General features: G+C 41.3%; 14 protein-coding genes. 7 read left to right on the plus strand and 7 right to left on the minus strand.

From position 1 onward, the window contains the following. Positions 1 to 102 precede the first annotated feature (102 nt). Positions 103 to 2,943: a DEAD/DEAH box helicase gene (locus A4V03_RS19575; RefSeq protein ID WP_065540051.1), complete on the minus strand. Its 2,841-nt coding sequence runs from the start codon at positions 2,941 to 2,943 to the stop codon at positions 103 to 105. Between the two features lie 53 nt (positions 2,944 to 2,996). Here A4V03_RS19575 and mnmA point away from each other — a divergent pair, with 53 nt between their 5' ends. Next, positions 2,997 to 4,136, plus strand: coding sequence for a tRNA 2-thiouridine(34) synthase MnmA (gene mnmA / locus A4V03_RS19580; RefSeq protein ID WP_065540052.1), 1,140 nt, complete (start codon positions 2,997 to 2,999; stop codon positions 4,134 to 4,136). A 179-nt stretch (positions 4,137 to 4,315) separates the two neighbouring features. Here mnmA and A4V03_RS19585 read toward each other — a convergent pair whose 3' ends face one another. Further along, positions 4,316 to 5,842: a GH3 auxin-responsive promoter family protein gene (locus A4V03_RS19585; protein WP_065540514.1), complete on the minus strand. Its 1,527-nt coding sequence runs from the start codon at positions 5,840 to 5,842 to the stop codon at positions 4,316 to 4,318. Positions 5,843 to 5,979: 137 nt separating this feature from the next. On the opposite strand from A4V03_RS19585, the gene A4V03_RS19590 reads away from it, so the two are divergent. Continuing rightward, positions 5,980 to 6,990 (plus strand): ATP-dependent 6-phosphofructokinase, encoded by a 1,011-nt coding sequence (locus tag A4V03_RS19590; protein ID WP_065540053.1) that lies wholly within the window; start codon positions 5,980 to 5,982, stop codon positions 6,988 to 6,990. On the opposite strand, the gene rnc is transcribed toward A4V03_RS19590, so the two are convergent. From rnc to A4V03_RS19605, 3 genes are read right to left on the minus strand one after another with little or no spacing between them, the layout of a single operon-like run. After that, positions 6,932 to 7,987: a ribonuclease III gene (gene rnc / locus A4V03_RS19595; RefSeq protein WP_065540054.1), complete on the minus strand. Its 1,056-nt coding sequence runs from the start codon at positions 7,985 to 7,987 to the stop codon at positions 6,932 to 6,934. The genes A4V03_RS19590 and rnc overlap by 59 nt on opposite strands. After that, entirely contained in the window at positions 7,953 to 9,215 is a 1,263-nt protein-coding gene (fabF, locus tag A4V03_RS19600; protein WP_065540055.1) for a beta-ketoacyl-ACP synthase II, read from the minus strand. The genes rnc and fabF overlap by 35 nt, the downstream gene beginning before the upstream one ends. A 15-nt stretch (positions 9,216 to 9,230) precedes the next feature. After that, positions 9,231 to 9,467 (minus strand): acyl carrier protein, encoded by a 237-nt coding sequence (locus tag A4V03_RS19605; RefSeq protein WP_002558672.1) that lies wholly within the window; start codon positions 9,465 to 9,467, stop codon positions 9,231 to 9,233. Between the two features lie 98 nt (positions 9,468 to 9,565). On the opposite strand from A4V03_RS19605, the gene purN reads away from it, so the two are divergent. Next, positions 9,566 to 10,192, plus strand: a complete 627-nt coding sequence (gene purN / locus A4V03_RS19610) for a phosphoribosylglycinamide formyltransferase (protein WP_065540056.1) — start codon at positions 9,566 to 9,568, stop codon at positions 10,190 to 10,192. Between the two features lie 73 nt (positions 10,193 to 10,265). On the opposite strand, the gene pdxB is transcribed toward purN, so the two are convergent. Further along, positions 10,266 to 11,306, minus strand: coding sequence for a 4-phosphoerythronate dehydrogenase PdxB (pdxB, locus tag A4V03_RS19615; RefSeq protein ID WP_065540057.1), 1,041 nt, complete (start codon positions 11,304 to 11,306; stop codon positions 10,266 to 10,268). Between the two features lie 117 nt (positions 11,307 to 11,423). On the opposite strand from pdxB, the gene A4V03_RS19620 reads away from it, so the two are divergent. From A4V03_RS19620 to A4V03_RS19630, 3 genes are read left to right on the plus strand one after another with little or no spacing between them, the layout of a single operon-like run. Continuing rightward, a complete protein-coding gene (locus tag A4V03_RS19620) occupies positions 11,424 to 12,029 on the plus strand; it encodes a DUF4254 domain-containing protein (protein WP_065540058.1) in 606 nt (201 codons plus the stop codon). 3 nt (positions 12,030 to 12,032) lie between these two features. Continuing rightward, positions 12,033 to 13,064 (plus strand): glycosyltransferase family 9 protein, encoded by a 1,032-nt coding sequence (locus A4V03_RS19625; RefSeq protein WP_065540059.1) that lies wholly within the window; start codon positions 12,033 to 12,035, stop codon positions 13,062 to 13,064. A gap of 42 nt (positions 13,065 to 13,106) precedes the next feature. Beyond that, positions 13,107 to 14,213: a glycosyltransferase family 4 protein gene (locus A4V03_RS19630; RefSeq protein WP_369882193.1), complete on the plus strand. Its 1,107-nt coding sequence runs from the start codon at positions 13,107 to 13,109 to the stop codon at positions 14,211 to 14,213. Here A4V03_RS19630 and A4V03_RS19635 read toward each other — a convergent pair. Beyond that, on the minus strand, positions 14,196 to 15,254 hold the full coding sequence (locus A4V03_RS19635) for a glycosyltransferase family 9 protein (protein ID WP_065540060.1): 1,059 nt from the start codon (positions 15,252 to 15,254) through the stop codon (positions 14,196 to 14,198). The genes A4V03_RS19630 and A4V03_RS19635 overlap by 18 nt on opposite strands. 233 nt (positions 15,255 to 15,487) lie before the next feature. Here A4V03_RS19635 and A4V03_RS19640 point away from each other — a divergent pair, with 233 nt between their 5' ends. Then, positions 15,488 to 16,399, plus strand: a complete 912-nt coding sequence (locus A4V03_RS19640) for a lipopolysaccharide kinase InaA family protein (RefSeq protein WP_065540061.1) — start codon at positions 15,488 to 15,490, stop codon at positions 16,397 to 16,399.

Raw genomic sequence — 16,399 nt, forward strand, 5'->3', positions numbered from 1 at the left:
TAACCGGATAAAATAAGAGTATATGGATAAAAAAATTCAGGAATACGATGAAATAATACATTTTACGTGTCTCTATGATAGATTGAGGCTTTATGTATTTTATTAGAGTAAGTCTACCCATTGCTCATTGCTTAATATGGGCAATGACTCACTGTCGGCAACAAATGTTTCCGCCAGTCTTCGTTTCTCATCTTGCAGATGCAGAATCTTTTCCTCGATGCTGTTTTGTGTAATGAAGCGATAGGCAATCACCTGCTTGTCCTGACCGATGCGATGGGCACGGGCGATTGCTTGCGATTCGGCGGCCGGATTCCACCAGGGATCTATGATAAACACATAGTCGGCTTGCGTAAGATTGAGTCCCACACCCCCTGCTTTTAGCGAAATAAGGAATGCCTGGACATCTTTCTGATCGGTGAAATGGGCGATTTCGGAAGAACGATTGCTGGTCGATCCTGTTAATAGGGCATATTTCCAGCCTCGCTCTTGGAAAGCTTCGGCCAGCAACTCGAGATGTTTGACGAATGAAGAGAAAATGAGAACTTTGTGTCCTTCGCTCTGTAATGTATCGAATGTTTCAATGATCTGTGTGGCTTTTCCGGATGTTCCGGTGTAATCAGGAAAAATAAGTTGCGGGTGGCAAGAGAGTTGTCGTAAACGCAGAATACCATTTAGTACACTGAATGAATGGAGTCTGTCCGTACTTTGAGTGTGCTGAAGAAGTATGTTACGCAGGCTGTTTTTCTCCTGCTCGTAACACGTATTCTGCTCTCCAGTCATGTCACAGTAGATGGTTTCTTCGGTGAGTTCAGGAAGTTCCGGAGCTACCTCCTTCTTGCTTCTGCGGAGGATGAATGGGGCTATCAGTTGTTGCAATTGTGTTTCTACGCGTGCGTTTCCCTGGCGAATCGGAATTATGAATTGTTTTTGGAAAGCACTTTCCGCCCCCAGTAGGTCCGGTTGTATAAAATGAAATTGTGCCCACAGGTCTTTTAATGAGTTTTCGATAGGAGTACCTGTCAGTACTAGTCGGTGGTTACTTTGCAGTTGAATTGCCGACCGGAAGTTAAGTGAGTCGCTATTCTTGATATTCTGACTTTCATCGAGCACGACGTATTTGAAACGGTAAGAACGGAGTATATCAATGTTATTTTTCATCATGCCATACGTGGTAAAGATCAAGTGAAAACGACCGAAGAATTTTTCCGGTCGTTTCTTGTCTATAGCCACGGTGTTGTTGTATTCCGTCATCGAGAGCGCTGTAAAGCGTTTGGCTTCCCGGCGCCAGTTGTGAAGTAGCGACGTAGGAACAACAATCAGGGTGGCGGGTTGCTTGGGAGCGGATGGCTTGTATATGTATTGTAGCAGAGTCAGGGTTTGAAGCGTCTTCCCGAGTCCCATATCATCTGCCAGGCATCCGCCGAATCCTCGCTTATACAGATGTACCATCCATGAGAATCCTTTCTGCTGATAGGGACGTAATGTTGCTTTGAGGGTTTTCGGCACGGCAACCTTACGTATCTGCTGTTTCGCCGGAATCTTTTTTATGCCGTTCTCACCCAAGGCTGTCTGCACGGCACCTATAAACGTATGTTTCAGGCGGATTCCTTTTTCTGTTTGTATTCCCATCTCCAGTAGGTTGGCATATTTGCTGAACCACTCTTCGGGCAGGAGAATCATGCGACCGTCAGGTAATAGATATTCTCTCTTTTCCTCCAGAATATGCTTGCGGAAACGTGAAAAGGGGATACGTAGATTACCGATAACAACTGTGATATGCAGTTCAAACCAGTCGACTTCATTGTCGCAACTTTGCTCAATGTGTATTTCATCCAGGCTATAACGTGCATTTTCTGCGTTGTTGATGAGGTGGAAGGATTGCTGCAATAGCTCCCGGTGGTTGTTGATCCATTCGACAAGCGTCTTTTCCGGAGTCTTGGGTGATAGGCTGAAATATGTATTGTTGAGCTGTTGCAGACCGGCATCCGTTAAGAGTTGGACAGCTTGTTCTTCCATTATCATATTTCGCCGGAAAAAGCAGATTTCACCGGACGTTTTCCGATAAACGATTTTCTTCATCTCAATGGCACTATCCGGTGTGAATATCTGGTCTCTGTAACGGAAACCAAGCTGTAATGCTTGCCCGTTATACGTGACATCTTCGAATGAGAGAATAGCTTCACAGACACATTTTTCTTCCATGATATTTAAACCGTGAGTCTCGATTTCGTGATAACGTGCAATCGGAATAACGATGTTGTCTATGTATTTTTCAATCTGTGAGGCGTCTACGCTAATTGATCTTTTCTTTGTGAAAGCTAGGATTCGTGCGCTTTCAATGTGCGGAAAGAAGTATAACTCCATTCCCAATAATAGGGTGACTGGTGAGGAGGTCAGTACAACCACAGGTTTTAGTTCACTCAAAGAGAATGATTGCCCTTCATAATAACATTGTAACTGATAGCGGAATGTTTTACTGTCAACATGAAACGTTACGCGAATTTCGACGTCATGAGGGTTGATATGATAAGCATGATGGGCATATAGTATTTTACTACCGGCTTGTTTCTGATAAAAAGGCAGCCCGTTTTCCCGTATCAATGCCAGCATTTCCAACAACTTCTTCTCAATAAACGGGCGAATATGATTTTTAATTCGTGCCGGATCTTTGGATAGCTTGTGTAGAAAACGCGATACTGTTTTCTCACGGGAGTAGAGCCCCATCAAGTACTTTTCTGTGTAATATGAAGCAATATCAATAGCTTGTCTTTCTGCTTCACTCATCATACTTATAGCCTCGGAAGAGGCGTGAAACGCTTGTTCCACTAATTGCAAGGTACCATCGTTCAGCCTTTCCGCAATATACGGAATCAGTAATATGCCGAATATCGGATGCTCTGTGAAAACGATTATAACTCGTCCGTTAGTTGGTCTTTCTTTCATTCTCTTTTAGGCTTTAACTGACAAAGATACGGGAAAATACTTAATTTTGCAGCATGATAGAGAAAAACAAACGCGTATTGCTTGGAATGAGTGGTGGTACGGATAGCTCTGTTGCTGCTATGCGATTGCTGGAGGCCGGTTATGAAGTAATCGGAGTAACCTTCCGTTTTTATGAATTGAATGGTTCGACGGAGTACCTGGAAGATGCTCGTAATTTGGCAGAACGTTTAGGAATACGGCATATAACGTACGATGCCCGTGAGATATTTGCCCGGCAGATTATTGAATATTTTGTGCAGGAATACTTGGCAGGTCGTACTCCGGTCCCCTGTACATTGTGTAATAATTATCTGAAATGGCCTTTGCTCGCTAAAATTGCCGATGAAATGGGCGTTTTCTATATTGCTACCGGTCATTATGCACGGAATATACGACTAAATGAAACCGTTTATATAACACATGCTGCCGACTTGGATAAGGACCAAACTTTCTTTTTATGGGGCTTGAAACAGGATATTCTTAATAGGATGCTGTTGCCGATGGGTGATATCACGAAAGTGGAAGCCCGTGCCTGGGCTGCTGAACATGGATTCCGAAAGGTGGCAACCAAAAAGGATAGTATAGGTGTTTGTTTTTGCCCGATGGACTATCGGACCTTTTTAAAAGACTGGTTGGTCAGAAATGGTCAGACGTCGGTCAGCAATAGTGAGGCATCAATCAACGATAGTCAGACAACGGATAGTGATAAACAAACCTGGTCTGATAGAATCAGAAGAGGACGATTTATCGATGAAAAGGGGCGTTTTATTGCTTGGCATGAAGGCTATCCTTTTTATACTATTGGACAAAGACGCGGCTTGGGTATTCATCTGAATCGTCCTGTATTTGTGAAAGAGATTGATTCTGAAAAGAACGAAGTGGTGTTAGCTTCTCTTTCAGCACTGGAAAAAACAGAAATGTGGTTGAAAGATTGGAATCTTGTAAATCAGGAACGTACTTTAGGACGTGCTGACATAATTGTGAAGATAAGATATCGTAAACAAGAGAATCATGGTACGATTACCATTACACCGGACCACTTACTGCATGTACAACTTCACGAACCGTTAACTGCCGTTGCTCCCGGGCAGGCCGCCGCATTCTATGGAGACGGATTACTATTAGGAGGAGGAATCATTGTCAATGCCCGGTAATTAATTGACATAACTAAGGCACGGATTACACGAATAAACAAGAAAAGAGAATAAACTTATCCATGTAATTCGTGTAATCCGTGCTTGGAAGAAATCGGAGAGTTTTTTTGACGCTCTCTCCTTATACAAGTAACCTCTGTAATGGAAAAAACTTGTAATGGTTATGTTTTGGTTTTTGGTTATTCTTCCGAATGAGTGCTATTATTCAGCACAAGCATTGTCTCTATATATTCGCGTGTATTGCTTAATCGAGGGACTTTGTGCTGTCCTCCTAGTTTTCCTTTCTGTGCCATCCAGTCGTGAAACAATCCTTGTCGGGCAATGATCACTTCCAATGGTTGCAAAGCAATATCTTTCCATCGTTTGGCCTCATAGTCAGAGTTAACCTCTTTCAGCGTAGCGTCAAGTATCTCAGCGAACTTTTCTACGGAATCCGGCATTTTGGCGAATTCTATCAGCCACTGATGTCGGCATTTTGCGTTTTCATCCATAAACACTGGTGCTGCAGAGTATTCGCAAATTTGTGCTCCGGTTTCTGCGCAAGCCTTTGCCAATCCTTTTTCAGCATTATCAACAATCAGCTCTTCACCGAATGCATTGATGAAATGCTTTGTTCTTCCCGTGATGACAAACTTGTATGGATTCTTGCTGGTAAACTTCACCGTATCACCAATCATGTATCTCCACAAACCACAGGAAGTAGAAATAACCATTGCATAGTTCTTGTTAAGCTCGACTTCTTCAAGGCAATAAGCCCGTGGATTTTCTTTTCCTACTTCTTCCAAAGGAATAAATTCGTAGAAAATTCCATAGTCGATCATTAATAGCATGGCAGGATCGGAAAGGTCGTTTTGGGTTCCGAAATATCCTTCCGAGGCATTATAGGTCTCTACATAATGCATTTTAGGTGTTGTAATCACCTGCTTATATTGCTCACGGTATGGCGTGAAAGCCACTCCGCCATGGAAGAAAACTTCCAGATTGGGCCATACTTCTTCCAGTGACTGCTTTCCTGTCTTTTCAAGGATGCGTTTGATAAGTACCAGCATCCACGACGGCACACCGGACAGACTTGTCACATTTACCGGAATCGTACTGTTGGCGATTGCTTCTATCTTGGTTTCCCATTCGCTCATCAACGCAATTTTCTTGCTTGGTACACGAATGAAATTGATAAGCGGATTTACGTTTTGAATCAGAATAGCGGATAAATCTCCTACTAAACTATGATTGGAATTGAGGTTCGGGCTATGGCTTCCTCCTAGAATCAGTCCCTTACCAGAGAAAAAATGGCTATTTGGATTGATACGGAAATAAAGAGCCGCCGCGTCTTTTCCTCCTCTGTAATGGATATCTTCCAGCGCTTCTTTGCTGACAGGAAGGAATTTACTTTTATCATTAGTCGTTCCGGAGGATTTTGCAAACCAGCGTATTTCCGATGGCCAAAGCAGATTCTGTTCCCCAGCTCGCAAACGTTCTACATAAGGCTTAATTTCTTCGTATGTTTGGATAGGAACACGTTTTCGGAAATCTTCATAGTTACGGATAGAGGAATAATCATACTTTCTTCCCCATTCGGTTTGAGCGGCCTGACGTGTTAAGCGGTTTAACACACGATGTTGTATCTCACTAGCCTGGCTAGCATATAGGTCTATCTGTTTTAAACGGGAATCGAAAGTCTTACTAATAATTTTTGTAATATTCATTTCTGCTTTAACATAATAATGTTTAGTCATGCAAAAGTAACTTATTTATCTTTTTTTTCTATCTTTACCACGGAAATAATCGTTAAAAAGAGACGACTTTCATATAAATCCCGAGTTTTAGACTAAAATATGCGACAATGAGAATTGGAATCTTAACATCCGGCGGGGATTGTCCCGGTATCAATGCCACGATTCGTGGTGTGTGTAAAACTGCCATCAATTATTACGGGATGGAAGTGGTAGGTATTCACAGCGGTTTTCAGGGCCTGCTGACTAAAGATGTCGAATCTATTACAGATAAGTCGCTTTCCGGTTTGCTCAATCTGGGTGGAACGATGTTAGGAACCTCTCGTGAGAAGCCTTTTAAAAAAGGAGGTGTTGTCTCGGATGTTGACAAACCATCTTTAATTCTTCAGAATATCCGGGAATTGGGACTCGATTGTGTCGTTTGTATCGGTGGAAATGGTACACAAAAGACTGCGGCGAAGTTGGCTGCAATGGGAATTAATATCGTATCTGTTCCTAAAACCATTGATAATGATATTTGGGGCACAGATATTTCTTTCGGTTTCGACTCGGCAGTAACTATTGCTACCGATGCCATCGACCGTTTACATTCCACTGCAAGTTCTCACAAAAGGGTGATGGTGATTGAAGTGATGGGGCATAAGGCGGGTTGGATTGCTTTGTATTCCGGTATGGCAGGAGGAGGGGATGTGATTCTTGTCCCTGAAATTGCTTATGATATTAAAAATATTGGTAATACGATTCTGGAAAGGCTGAAAAAGGGCAAGCCTTATTCTATTGTAGTGGTAGCAGAAGGTATTAGGACAGACGGACGCAAACGCGCAGCTGAGTATATTGCACAGGAGATTGAATATGAGACTGGTATAGAAACCCGCGAAACAGTTCTGGGGTATATTCAGCGCGGTGGTTCGCCTACTCCTTTCGACCGCAATCTTTCTACCCGTATGGGCGGCCATGCGACAGAATTGATCGCCAAAGGTGAATTCGGGCGTATGGTAGCTTTAAAAGGGGACGATATTGCATCTATCCCTCTTGAAGAAGTTGCAGGAAAGCTGAAATTAGTTACGCAAGATCACGATTTAGTGATTCAGGGGCGTCGCATGGGGATTTGCTTTGGCTAGTTTTCCCGGCTTCCATCGTAGGTTGTACCGTAGAAATTTCATTATCGGAGGTGTTTTCTTCTAAAGCATTCTCCGGTTTTGTTTCGGGAATTACATTCAGTTCGGCTTCAAGTTCATTCTCAAGCTTGGTTGCCAATTCTGTATCAGAATTAGTTGCAAGTTCAACTTTCGATTCTGTTGTAGTTACTACATGTTGTGTTTTGATCTCTTCAACAGTTGACATAAATGCAGGGTCCTTTACTTTCTTTATAGCCATTTGGGCGGCATTCTGTTGAGATTCTTTTTTGGAATATCCCGTACCTGTTCCTGCCGGAAATCCTTCAATGCGTACTTCGGTTTGGAAAACAGGGTTGCTGTCGTGGTCAAGAAATTGCTCGATTAGCTCAAAGGAAACCTCCATCTTATTTTTTTGGCTCCACTCAATAAGTTTGGATTTGAAGTTAACCTCTTTTCGGGATATTTTATCCAGGTCGATATAGTGGTTGATGATCCGTTGTTCCATAAACTGTTTGCAGCGTTCATACCCCTGATCTAGGTAAATGGCTCCGATAAATGCCTCAAAAGCATTTCCGTACATATAACTGTTGTGGGAAGAAGAACGGGTGGAATACTTTATGAGTTTATCCAAACCGATTTCAACGGCTAACTTGTTCAAAGTCTCCCGCTGTACGATCTTAGAACGTGTGTTGGTCAGGAAACCTTCCCGTTTCCCTTCAAAACGTTTGTAGACAATATCTCCTACGATGGCGTCGAGGATGGCGTCACCTAAAAACTCTAGCCGTTCATTGTTGAGGGGACGTCCCTTGTCGGAGCGGACAGAAGTCGATTTGTGCAGGAGAGCCTGCTCATAAAGCTGGATATTGCGCGGGTAGAACCCGAGTATCCGGTAAAAACAAAGATAAGACTCTTTATCCTTGCGGAACAAGAGCCTTATCTTATCTATTTTGTTACGTAACACGATATTACTCTGCGTATTTCTTGAAGATAACACACGCATTGTGACCACCAAATCCAAATGTATTGGACAAAGCAACATTAACTTCGCGTTTTTGTGCTTTATTGAACGTGAAATTAAGGTTATAGTCGATATTTTCGTCGTTGTCACCTTCTTCGTGGTTGATAGTCGGAGGAACAATGCCGTTCTTGATAGCAAGGATACTTGCAATAGATTCTACCGCACCGGCAGCTCCCAGCAAGTGACCTGTCATTGATTTTGTTGAACTGATGTTCAACTCGAACGCATGATCACCGAATACTTCCTTGATTGCTTTTGCTTCTGAAATGTCACCAACCGGAGTAGATGTACCGTGTACATTGATATAATCTACTTCTTTCGGATCCATTTCCGCATCTTCCAGTGCATTTCTCATCACCAATTTCGCTCCCAGACCTTCCGGATGAGAAGCTGTCAGGTGATGTGCATCTGCAGACATACCTACGCCGGCAATTTCTGCATAGATTTTTGCACCGCGAGCTTTAGCGTGTTCCAGTTCTTCCAGGATCAGGCAACCGCCACCTTCGCCCATAATGAAACCATCACGGCTTGCGCTAAACGGACGCGAAGCTTTGGAAGCTTCGTCGTTGCGTGTTGACAGTGCGTGCATAGCGTTGAAACCGCCCACACCTGCCGGGAAGATAGCTGCTTCCGAACCACCGGATACAATTACGTTTGCTTTACCCAGACGAATCAGGTTGAAAGCATCTGCAATAGCGTTGGTTGAAGTAGCACATGCTGAACAAGTCGCGTAGTTAGGACCATGGAAACCATACATAATAGAAATCTGTCCGGCTGCAATATCCGAGATCATCTTTGGAATGAAGAACGGATTAAACTTCGGACCCATTTCCTGACGAGTGTAGTAATTACCTACCTCTTCTTCAAATGTATGTATACCACCAATACCGGCGCCGAAAATAACACCGATTTTGTTCAAGTCTTCTTTCTCGACGTCAAGACCGGAATCACTCACCGCTTCTTTGGCAACAGCGATGGCATATTGAGTATACAGGTCCATCTTTCTTGCTTCTTTGCGGTCTATGTATTTCGTTGCATCGAAGTTTTTCACTTCACATGCGAATTGGGTCTTGAATAATGACGCATCAAAATGAGTAATAGGCCCTGCTCCACTAACCCCGTTCACAAGGTTTTCCCAAAATTCGGGAACGCTGTTGCCAACGGGAGTAATGGCGCCAAGGCCTGTTACTACCACTCTTTTTAATTCCATATTGATGAAATCGAATTACTTAGCGTGTTCTTCGATATAAGATACAGCATCACCTACAGTACCAATCTTTTCTGCTTGGTCATCAGGAATAGAGATACCGAATTCTTTTTCGAATTCCATGATAAGTTCTACAGTGTCAAGAGAATCCGCTCCCAGGTCGTTAGTGAAGCTTGCTTCGGTTGTAACTTCTGATTCTTCTACGCCTAATTTATCAACGATAATTGCTTTTACTCTTGATGCAATTTCAGACATAACTTTAAGTTTTTAATTAATAATTAGTTTTATTTCTTTAAATTTGCGGTGCAAAGGAATGAATATTTATCGTTTTGCGCAAATATTTGACTAAATAAATGCAAAGTTTTGCACATTTTTCACTGTTTTGTGCATCGAGATTGAGGGTTATGAAGAAAAACATTGCAATTTTTGCTTCCGGTTCCGGTTCAAATGCTGAGAATATTATCCGGTTTTTCCAAAAAAACGATTCTGCTCAGGTTTCGTTGGTACTTTCTAATAAAAGTGATGCATGCGTTTTGGAACGTGCACATCGTTTAGGGGTGCCTTCTAACGTGTTTTCAAAGGAGGACTGGATAGCCGGAGATGAAATTTTGGCTATTTTGCAGGAGTATCATATCGACTTTGTTGTACTGGCTGGCTTTCTGGTTCGTGTGCCTGATTTACTTTTGCATGCTTATCCTAATAAAATCATAAATATACATCCTGCTCTTCTGCCGAAGTTTGGAGGCAAGGGAATGTATGGTGACCGGGTTCATGAAGCGGTAGTGGCTGCCGGTGAAAAGGAAAGCGGTATTACTATACATTATATAAATGAACATTATGACGAAGGAAATACAATCTTTCAAGCTACCTGTCCTGTTCTTCCGACAGATTCTCCGGATGATGTAGCCAAGAAAGTGCATGCTTTGGAATATGAACACTTCCCGCAAGTCATAGAACAAGTATTAAGAAATAAGTATTAGGTATTAAGTATTACTCCATGCAGATAATTGTTTGATGGAATTTTATGAAGTTCTCGGTCGCTACGGTTAATACCTAATACTTAATTAAATAAGCTGTCTCTTCTCGTCGCAAAGGATAATCCCCGCGTAAGGTTTCGAATTGTTCCGGTTGATTTTTCAATCGGGTGCTATCTTCGATTGGATTATACATCTGGAGGATTGCTTCTTCATGGTTTTTGGCATGTATAATAGGAGCGTCGGGTGCCGGTGCGTTTATTTTATAATCAGCTTCTATTTGGAAGAATTTGCAAATGGCATCCAATGACATGCGTGTGGCGTTTGCTTTTCCATCGGCAGAGTAACCCGCAATGTGGGGAGTACCAATAAATACCTTCTCTAATAACTCACGGTTAATTTCCGGTTCATGTTCCCATACATCGATGATGGCATCCGAAATGGTTCGGCTGTCCAAGGCCTTTAAAAGAGCATCAGTGTCAATGACCTCTCCTCGGGAGGTATTAATGATAACCGGTTTTCGTTTGAGTGACTGGAAAAAGTTCTCATCTGCCAGGTGGAAGGTTTTATATTTCCCTTCCTTATATAAAGGTACGTGAAAGGTAATGATATCACATTCTTCTGCTATTTTATTTAGTGAGGCGAACTGCTCTGTTCCTTCTTTTTCCTCCCGTGGCAAATCATTCAGTAAAACACGCATGCCAAAATCCCGGGCAACTTTAGCTATCTTACTCCCTACGTTTCCCACTCCTATGATTCCAATTGTCAGTTTGTTCAGCTTTTTGTTTCTGCAAGATTTCCACACCAGAAGCGATGACTGTATATATTGGGCGACAGAAGCAGAATTGCATCCCGGAGCATTTGCCCATTCTATGTCTGCTTGTTTGCAATACTCTGTATCAATATGATCGAAGCCTATGGTTGCTGTCGCTATGAATTTCACCCGACTACCTTTCAATAAATTCCGGTTGCAATGTGTGCGGGTACGGACAATAAGTGCGTCTGCATCCCGTACGAGCTCCGGAGTAAAATCTTTTCCCGGTACATAAACCACCTCGTCGGCTATTTTCTGAACCGCTTCTTTTATATAAGGTATTTTGTTGTCGATAATAATTTTCATATACAATTCATCTTTTATACTCACAAAGGTAACAAATAAAAAAGTAAGAAACGGTTGCTTGTCTGAAAAATATTACATAGATTTGTCCTATTATATATCTATTAGCTAGTTAAGATTATGACATTTAGTAACCTTTGCAACGAGATTTTTTGGAAATCGACAACAGATTACCATGTAACGGATAGTGTGGATGCTCCGATGAACAATCCTTACGAGTTGAAAACTATTGAGTATTATTTATATCTAAAGAACTGGATTGATGCTGTGCAATGGCATTTTGAGGATATTATCCGTGACCCGCAGATTGATCCGGTAGAAGCATTGACTTTGAAAAGAAGAATTGATAAATCAAATCAGGATCGTACAGACTTGGTGGAATTAATTGATAGCTACTTCTTAGACAAATACAAAGAAGTAAAACCTCTCTCTGACGCAACGATCAATACAGAAAGTCCTGCGTGGGCTATTGACCGCTTGTCAATTCTTGCATTGAAAATTTACCACATGCAGCAGGAAGTGGAGCGTACGGATACTACGGAGGAACACCGTGTCCAATGCCAGACTAAGCTGAATATCCTGCTGGAACAACGTAAAGACCTCTCTGCGGCTATTGAGCAGCTGTTGACTGATATCGAAGCCGGGAGAAAATATATGAAAGTATATAAACAGATGAAGATGTATAATGACCCGGCATTGAATCCGGTGCTTTATGCAAAAAAATAACGAATGGCGCGTATTCTCATTATTCGTTTTTCAGCTCTTGGCGATGTAGCCATGACAATACCGGTAATACATTCGTTGGCTGTGCAATATCCACAGCACGAAATAACAGTGTTAAGTCGTGCTGTATGGCAGCCGCTTTTTCAGGGGCTGCCTGCGAATGTGGGTTTTGTCGGAGCTGATTTAACAGGCAAACACAAGGGATTTTGGGGCTTGAATAGCCTCTATTCGGAGTTGAAAGCGATGCATTTTGATTACATAGCAGATTTTCATCATGTGCTTCGTTCCAAATATTTATGCCTGCGATTCCGTCTTGCCAATAAAACAGTAGCTTCCATTTGTAAAGGAAGGACCGGTAAAAAGAAACTGATTCGTCGTCACGATAAGGTGATGGAGAATCAGAAGAGCTCTTTTCGCCGTTATGCCGATGTGCTTGAGAAGTTAGGTTTACCGGTTTTATTAAATTTCTCTTCTATTTATGGCGAAGGGAAAGGCAACTTTGCGGAGATAGAGCCAGTCACAGGACCTAAGGAAGATCAGAAATGGATTGGTATAGCCCCATTTGCCAAACACATAGGCAAGATTTATCCGTTAGAGTTACAGGAGCAAGTTATAGCACATTTTGCGGCTAATCCTAAAGTGAAAGTTTTCCTTTTTGGAGGTGGCAAAAGCGAGCAGGAGGTATTTGACACATGGATTGCTAAATATCCTACGGTGGTTTCCATGATAGGTAAGTTGAATATGCGTACCGAATTGAATCTGATGAGTCATTTAGATGTGATGCTTTCAATGGATTCTGCCAATATGCATTTGGCGTCCTTGGTCAATATTCCGGTTGTTTCTATTTGGGGGGCTACTCATCCTTATGCCGGTTTTATGGGCTGGAAGCAATTGCCGGTCAATACCGTACAGCTTGATTTATCATGCCGTCCCTGCTCTGTATATGGACAGAAACCTTGCTGGCGTGGTGATTATGCCTGTTTAAGAGATATAAAACCGGAACAGGTTATAGCAAAAATAGAAGGGATTATAAGTTGATATAGAACATTCTACCTGGCAATTGAATAATCATTGTGTTACATGAAAGAACAGAAGATAATCATGGAAAAACAGATGGAAAATAAGAAAAAAGTGTTGATTGATCTTACGAATTACGGTAGTATTGCAGTAGGCTTTGGGCAGATAGCGGTTAATTATGCCGCTCTTTTTGCTTCTTTGCCTATAGATGATATACATTTTATCTATTTGATGCGTAAGAGAAGTGTGCAAGATTTCGGAGAGAATGTGACTTGTATACCTGTTCGTCGGATTAATAAGCTTTTTCCGTTTACATTACCTAAAGTAGATGTCTGGCATGCGGTGAATCAACAAAGAAAACTTGCGCGTGTTGCCAAAGGGACAAAGTTTATATTTACTATTCATGATTTCAACTTTTTGAAAGAAAAGAAGCCTTGGAAAGTAAAGTTGTACCTTCGCCGGATGCAGCATAAAATAGATAAAGCAGCGGTGGTAACTGCTATTTCTCATTATACAGCAGACATTGTCCGTCAACATGTTAACATGCGGGGAAAAGAGATTCGTGTTATCTATAATGGAGTGGAACGTATCGATACTCTGGAAGGAGCCCGTCCAGCCTTTGCTACCGGACGTCCTTTCTTTTTTACTATCGGACAAATCCGTAAAAAGAAGAATTTTCATCTCCTTCTCGATGTGATGCAGTCTTTTCCAGAATACGATTTATATATTTGTGGAGATACTACTTGCGGACATGGTGTTTATTCAGAGGAGCTTCGTACTTTGATTCGTGAAAAGCAACTTTCCAATGTTTATCTTGCAGGCGTAGTGACGCAACCGGAAAAAGTCTGGCTGTATCGAAATTGTGACGCATTTCTGTTTCCGAGTGAAGGTGAAGGTTTTGGCTTACCTGTTATTGAAGCCATGCAATTCGGTAAAGCTGTTTTTGCCGCTAGTCGGACTAGCTTGCCGGAAGTTTGCGGTGGACATGCTTTTATGTGGGATCAACTTGATACAGACTCTATGGTGCGGAGTATTCAAGAACATTTGCCGGATTTCTACAAAAATGAAGAACGCATAAATAACATGAAAGAGTATGCTTATTCATTCAGTTATGAGAAACATATACAGGCTTATTTGGATTTGTATCGTGAATTAGCTCAATTGTCTTAATGTCGAAGTTAATTGATCGTATACCTTTTCTGGGGTAATTAATGCAAAACGTTCTTCATAAGTTAATGTTACTTGTTGTTCCGGTGGAAGAATATCGTCGGGACTAATACCTCGGGCAAGTACGGAATTTGCAGGTAGCCACATTGATTTAGAAGCACTTGGCGAATAAATGGCGAATGAAGGAATTTCAAGGGCTTGCGCAATGTGCCGAGCTCCTCCTTCGTTTCCGAAATAAAACGAGCAGTTGGCGCAAAGTGCTGCCAGTTGTCGTAATGAGGAAGCTTGTATGTCGATCTTGATACGTTCCGGACATCCCAATTCCTTGTAGATATTTCTTGCATCTTCTTCTTCATACCCCGGTGCATAGTTGAAGATCATTTGTATGTCCTTGTATTCTTCCAATATCCTTTTAAGAGTGGTTATCATAAACTCCGTATTCCATTTTTTATGGAGGAGCTTAGTGGTGACTCCTATTAGGAATACGGGACGCGTAAAATCTATCCCCTCCTTTTTCATATAATGTCGAAAGTCTTCTTTCTCCTGATCAGTGAGGTATAACCTGAATTCTTTTGTATATTGAATAGGCTTGATTTTCTCTAATGGCGCTGCAAGCAATAAGTTGCGTTCTACCATATCCGTTGTCAGGCAGTTACTGTAAGTATCTGTCCGATAATTTAACAGGAAACGTGTGTATCCCTTGATTCGTCCTATCCGGAAAGGGGTATTTAATGAGAAAAGAGAGAAGAAGAGAGTCCGGATTGTAGAGCGCATATCAATGATGACATCGTATTTGTTTTGGTGTGTCACTTGCCATATTTTTTTTATATAAGCGGTGAATGGCTTATTCTCGTTCTTGTCAAAAGTAATAACTTTATCTATATCCGGATGCCCTTCATAGAGAGGGGCTATATTTTTATTCAGCACAAAGTGTATTTCTGCATCAGGAAAACTTTTTTTCAGCGTACTGCACAATGCAACAGCTAAAATAGAGTCCCCTATTTGTCTAAATCGAATAATCAGAATTCTTTTGATTGTTTTCATGCTTAACTTCTTTATGCTTTTTATTGTGCAAACATAGCAAAAAAAGCATTTATGTCTAAATATAAATGAAAAGAAAAAAGAAAAAACGACTAAAGTTGTTCACAACAGTATTTGCTATGTGTATAGAGAGTTAGCCAATCTTTGTGAGAAAAGAAAAAAATATATTCGGAATATGCCTTAATTTCTTTATCTTTGCTCCATCTTTGTAATTAGTATTATATTAGGAGAGTGTAATGAGAGTGATTGTAAATCCCAAGTACGCACATTTACAGAAACAGATTGAAGGCATTCCTCAGTTCTTTGAGAATGAAGGGAATGTAGTGTATGATGGACGTAATATTTTGAAACGGGTAAATTTGGATAATGTTGATGTTGTTGTGAAAAGCTTTAAGAAGCCTCACATCATTAATCGTGTTGTCTATTCATTTTTCCGCCAATCAAAGGCTGAGCGCTCCTATATATATTCAATGGAAATCCAAAAGCATGGTTTTGATACTCCGGAGCCGGTTGCTATGATCGAGCAATATCAAAAGGGGCTTCTTTCGCACAGTTATTATATTTGCTGTTATGATGGTGGTGAAACAGTGCGTGGTTTAATGGGTGGAGATGTGAAAGGCAATGAAGAAAGGCTATTGGCTTTCGCACGTTATACGGTAGCACTTCACCAGGCAGGTATTTTACACCTTGATTATTCCCCTGGGAATATCCTGATTCACCATAATGAAACTGAAGGATATAGCTTCTCTTTGGTTGATGTTAATCGTATGCAGTTATTGACTGATATTGATTGTGATACTGTATGTCGCAATATGTGCCGTTTGTGTACGTCACAAGAGGCTTTGGCTTATATAATGACAGAATATGCATCTCTCCGCGGGTGGGATGTAAAATACACTGTTGAACTTTCTCTCTATTATACCAATCAGTTCTTTAAGAGATATGTATTTCGTAGAGCTGCACGCAAAGAAACTACCAATCATATTGTTTCTCGTATTCTGTTGTTTCGTTTATGCCGATCATGTCGTTCTCTCTTTTCTCATTCCTCAGGGGCTTATTGCTATTTTTGGAAAAAGGAGAAAGATATTTATGATATATATTTAAGAAAATATGATTATCAAAATATCTTTTTTAAAGATTATCATTAA

This window comes from Bacteroides caecimuris (assembly GCF_001688725.2).
Classification (GTDB): domain Bacteria; phylum Bacteroidota; class Bacteroidia; order Bacteroidales; family Bacteroidaceae; genus Bacteroides; species Bacteroides caecimuris.

What these genes read in the sequence shown, in the direction of transcription:
- A4V03_RS19625 (WP_065540059.1), top strand. Translation starts at nt 12,033, where the DNA reads ATGGCGCGTATTCTCATTATTCGTTTTTCAGCTCTTGGCGATGTAGCC.
- A4V03_RS19585 (WP_065540514.1), bottom strand. Translation starts at nt 5,842, where the DNA reads ATGAATATTACAAAAATTATTAGTAAGACTTTCGATTCCCGTTTAAAA.
- A4V03_RS19575 (WP_065540051.1), bottom strand. Translation starts at nt 2,943, where the DNA reads ATGAAAGAAAGACCAACTAACGGACGAGTTATAATCGTTTTCACAGAG.
- A4V03_RS19640 (WP_065540061.1), top strand. Translation starts at nt 15,488, where the DNA reads ATGAGAGTGATTGTAAATCCCAAGTACGCACATTTACAGAAACAGATT.
- purN (WP_065540056.1), top strand. Translation starts at nt 9,566, where the DNA reads ATGCAAAGTTTTGCACATTTTTCACTGTTTTGTGCATCGAGATTGAGG.
- pdxB (WP_065540057.1), bottom strand. Translation starts at nt 11,306, where the DNA reads ATGAAAATTATTATCGACAACAAAATACCTTATATAAAAGAAGCGGTT.
- mnmA (WP_065540052.1), top strand. Translation starts at nt 2,997, where the DNA reads ATGATAGAGAAAAACAAACGCGTATTGCTTGGAATGAGTGGTGGTACG.
- A4V03_RS19630 (WP_369882193.1), top strand. Translation starts at nt 13,107, where the DNA reads ATGAAAGAACAGAAGATAATCATGGAAAAACAGATGGAAAATAAGAAA.
- A4V03_RS19605 (WP_002558672.1), bottom strand. Translation starts at nt 9,467, where the DNA reads ATGTCTGAAATTGCATCAAGAGTAAAAGCAATTATCGTTGATAAATTA.
- A4V03_RS19590 (WP_065540053.1), top strand. Translation starts at nt 5,980, where the DNA reads ATGAGAATTGGAATCTTAACATCCGGCGGGGATTGTCCCGGTATCAAT.
- rnc (WP_065540054.1), bottom strand. Translation starts at nt 7,987, where the DNA reads ATGCGTGTGTTATCTTCAAGAAATACGCAGAGTAATATCGTGTTACGT.
- A4V03_RS19620 (WP_065540058.1), top strand. Translation starts at nt 11,424, where the DNA reads ATGACATTTAGTAACCTTTGCAACGAGATTTTTTGGAAATCGACAACA.
- fabF (WP_065540055.1), bottom strand. Translation starts at nt 9,215, where the DNA reads ATGGAATTAAAAAGAGTGGTAGTAACAGGCCTTGGCGCCATTACTCCC.
- A4V03_RS19635 (WP_065540060.1), bottom strand. Translation starts at nt 15,254, where the DNA reads ATGAAAACAATCAAAAGAATTCTGATTATTCGATTTAGACAAATAGGG.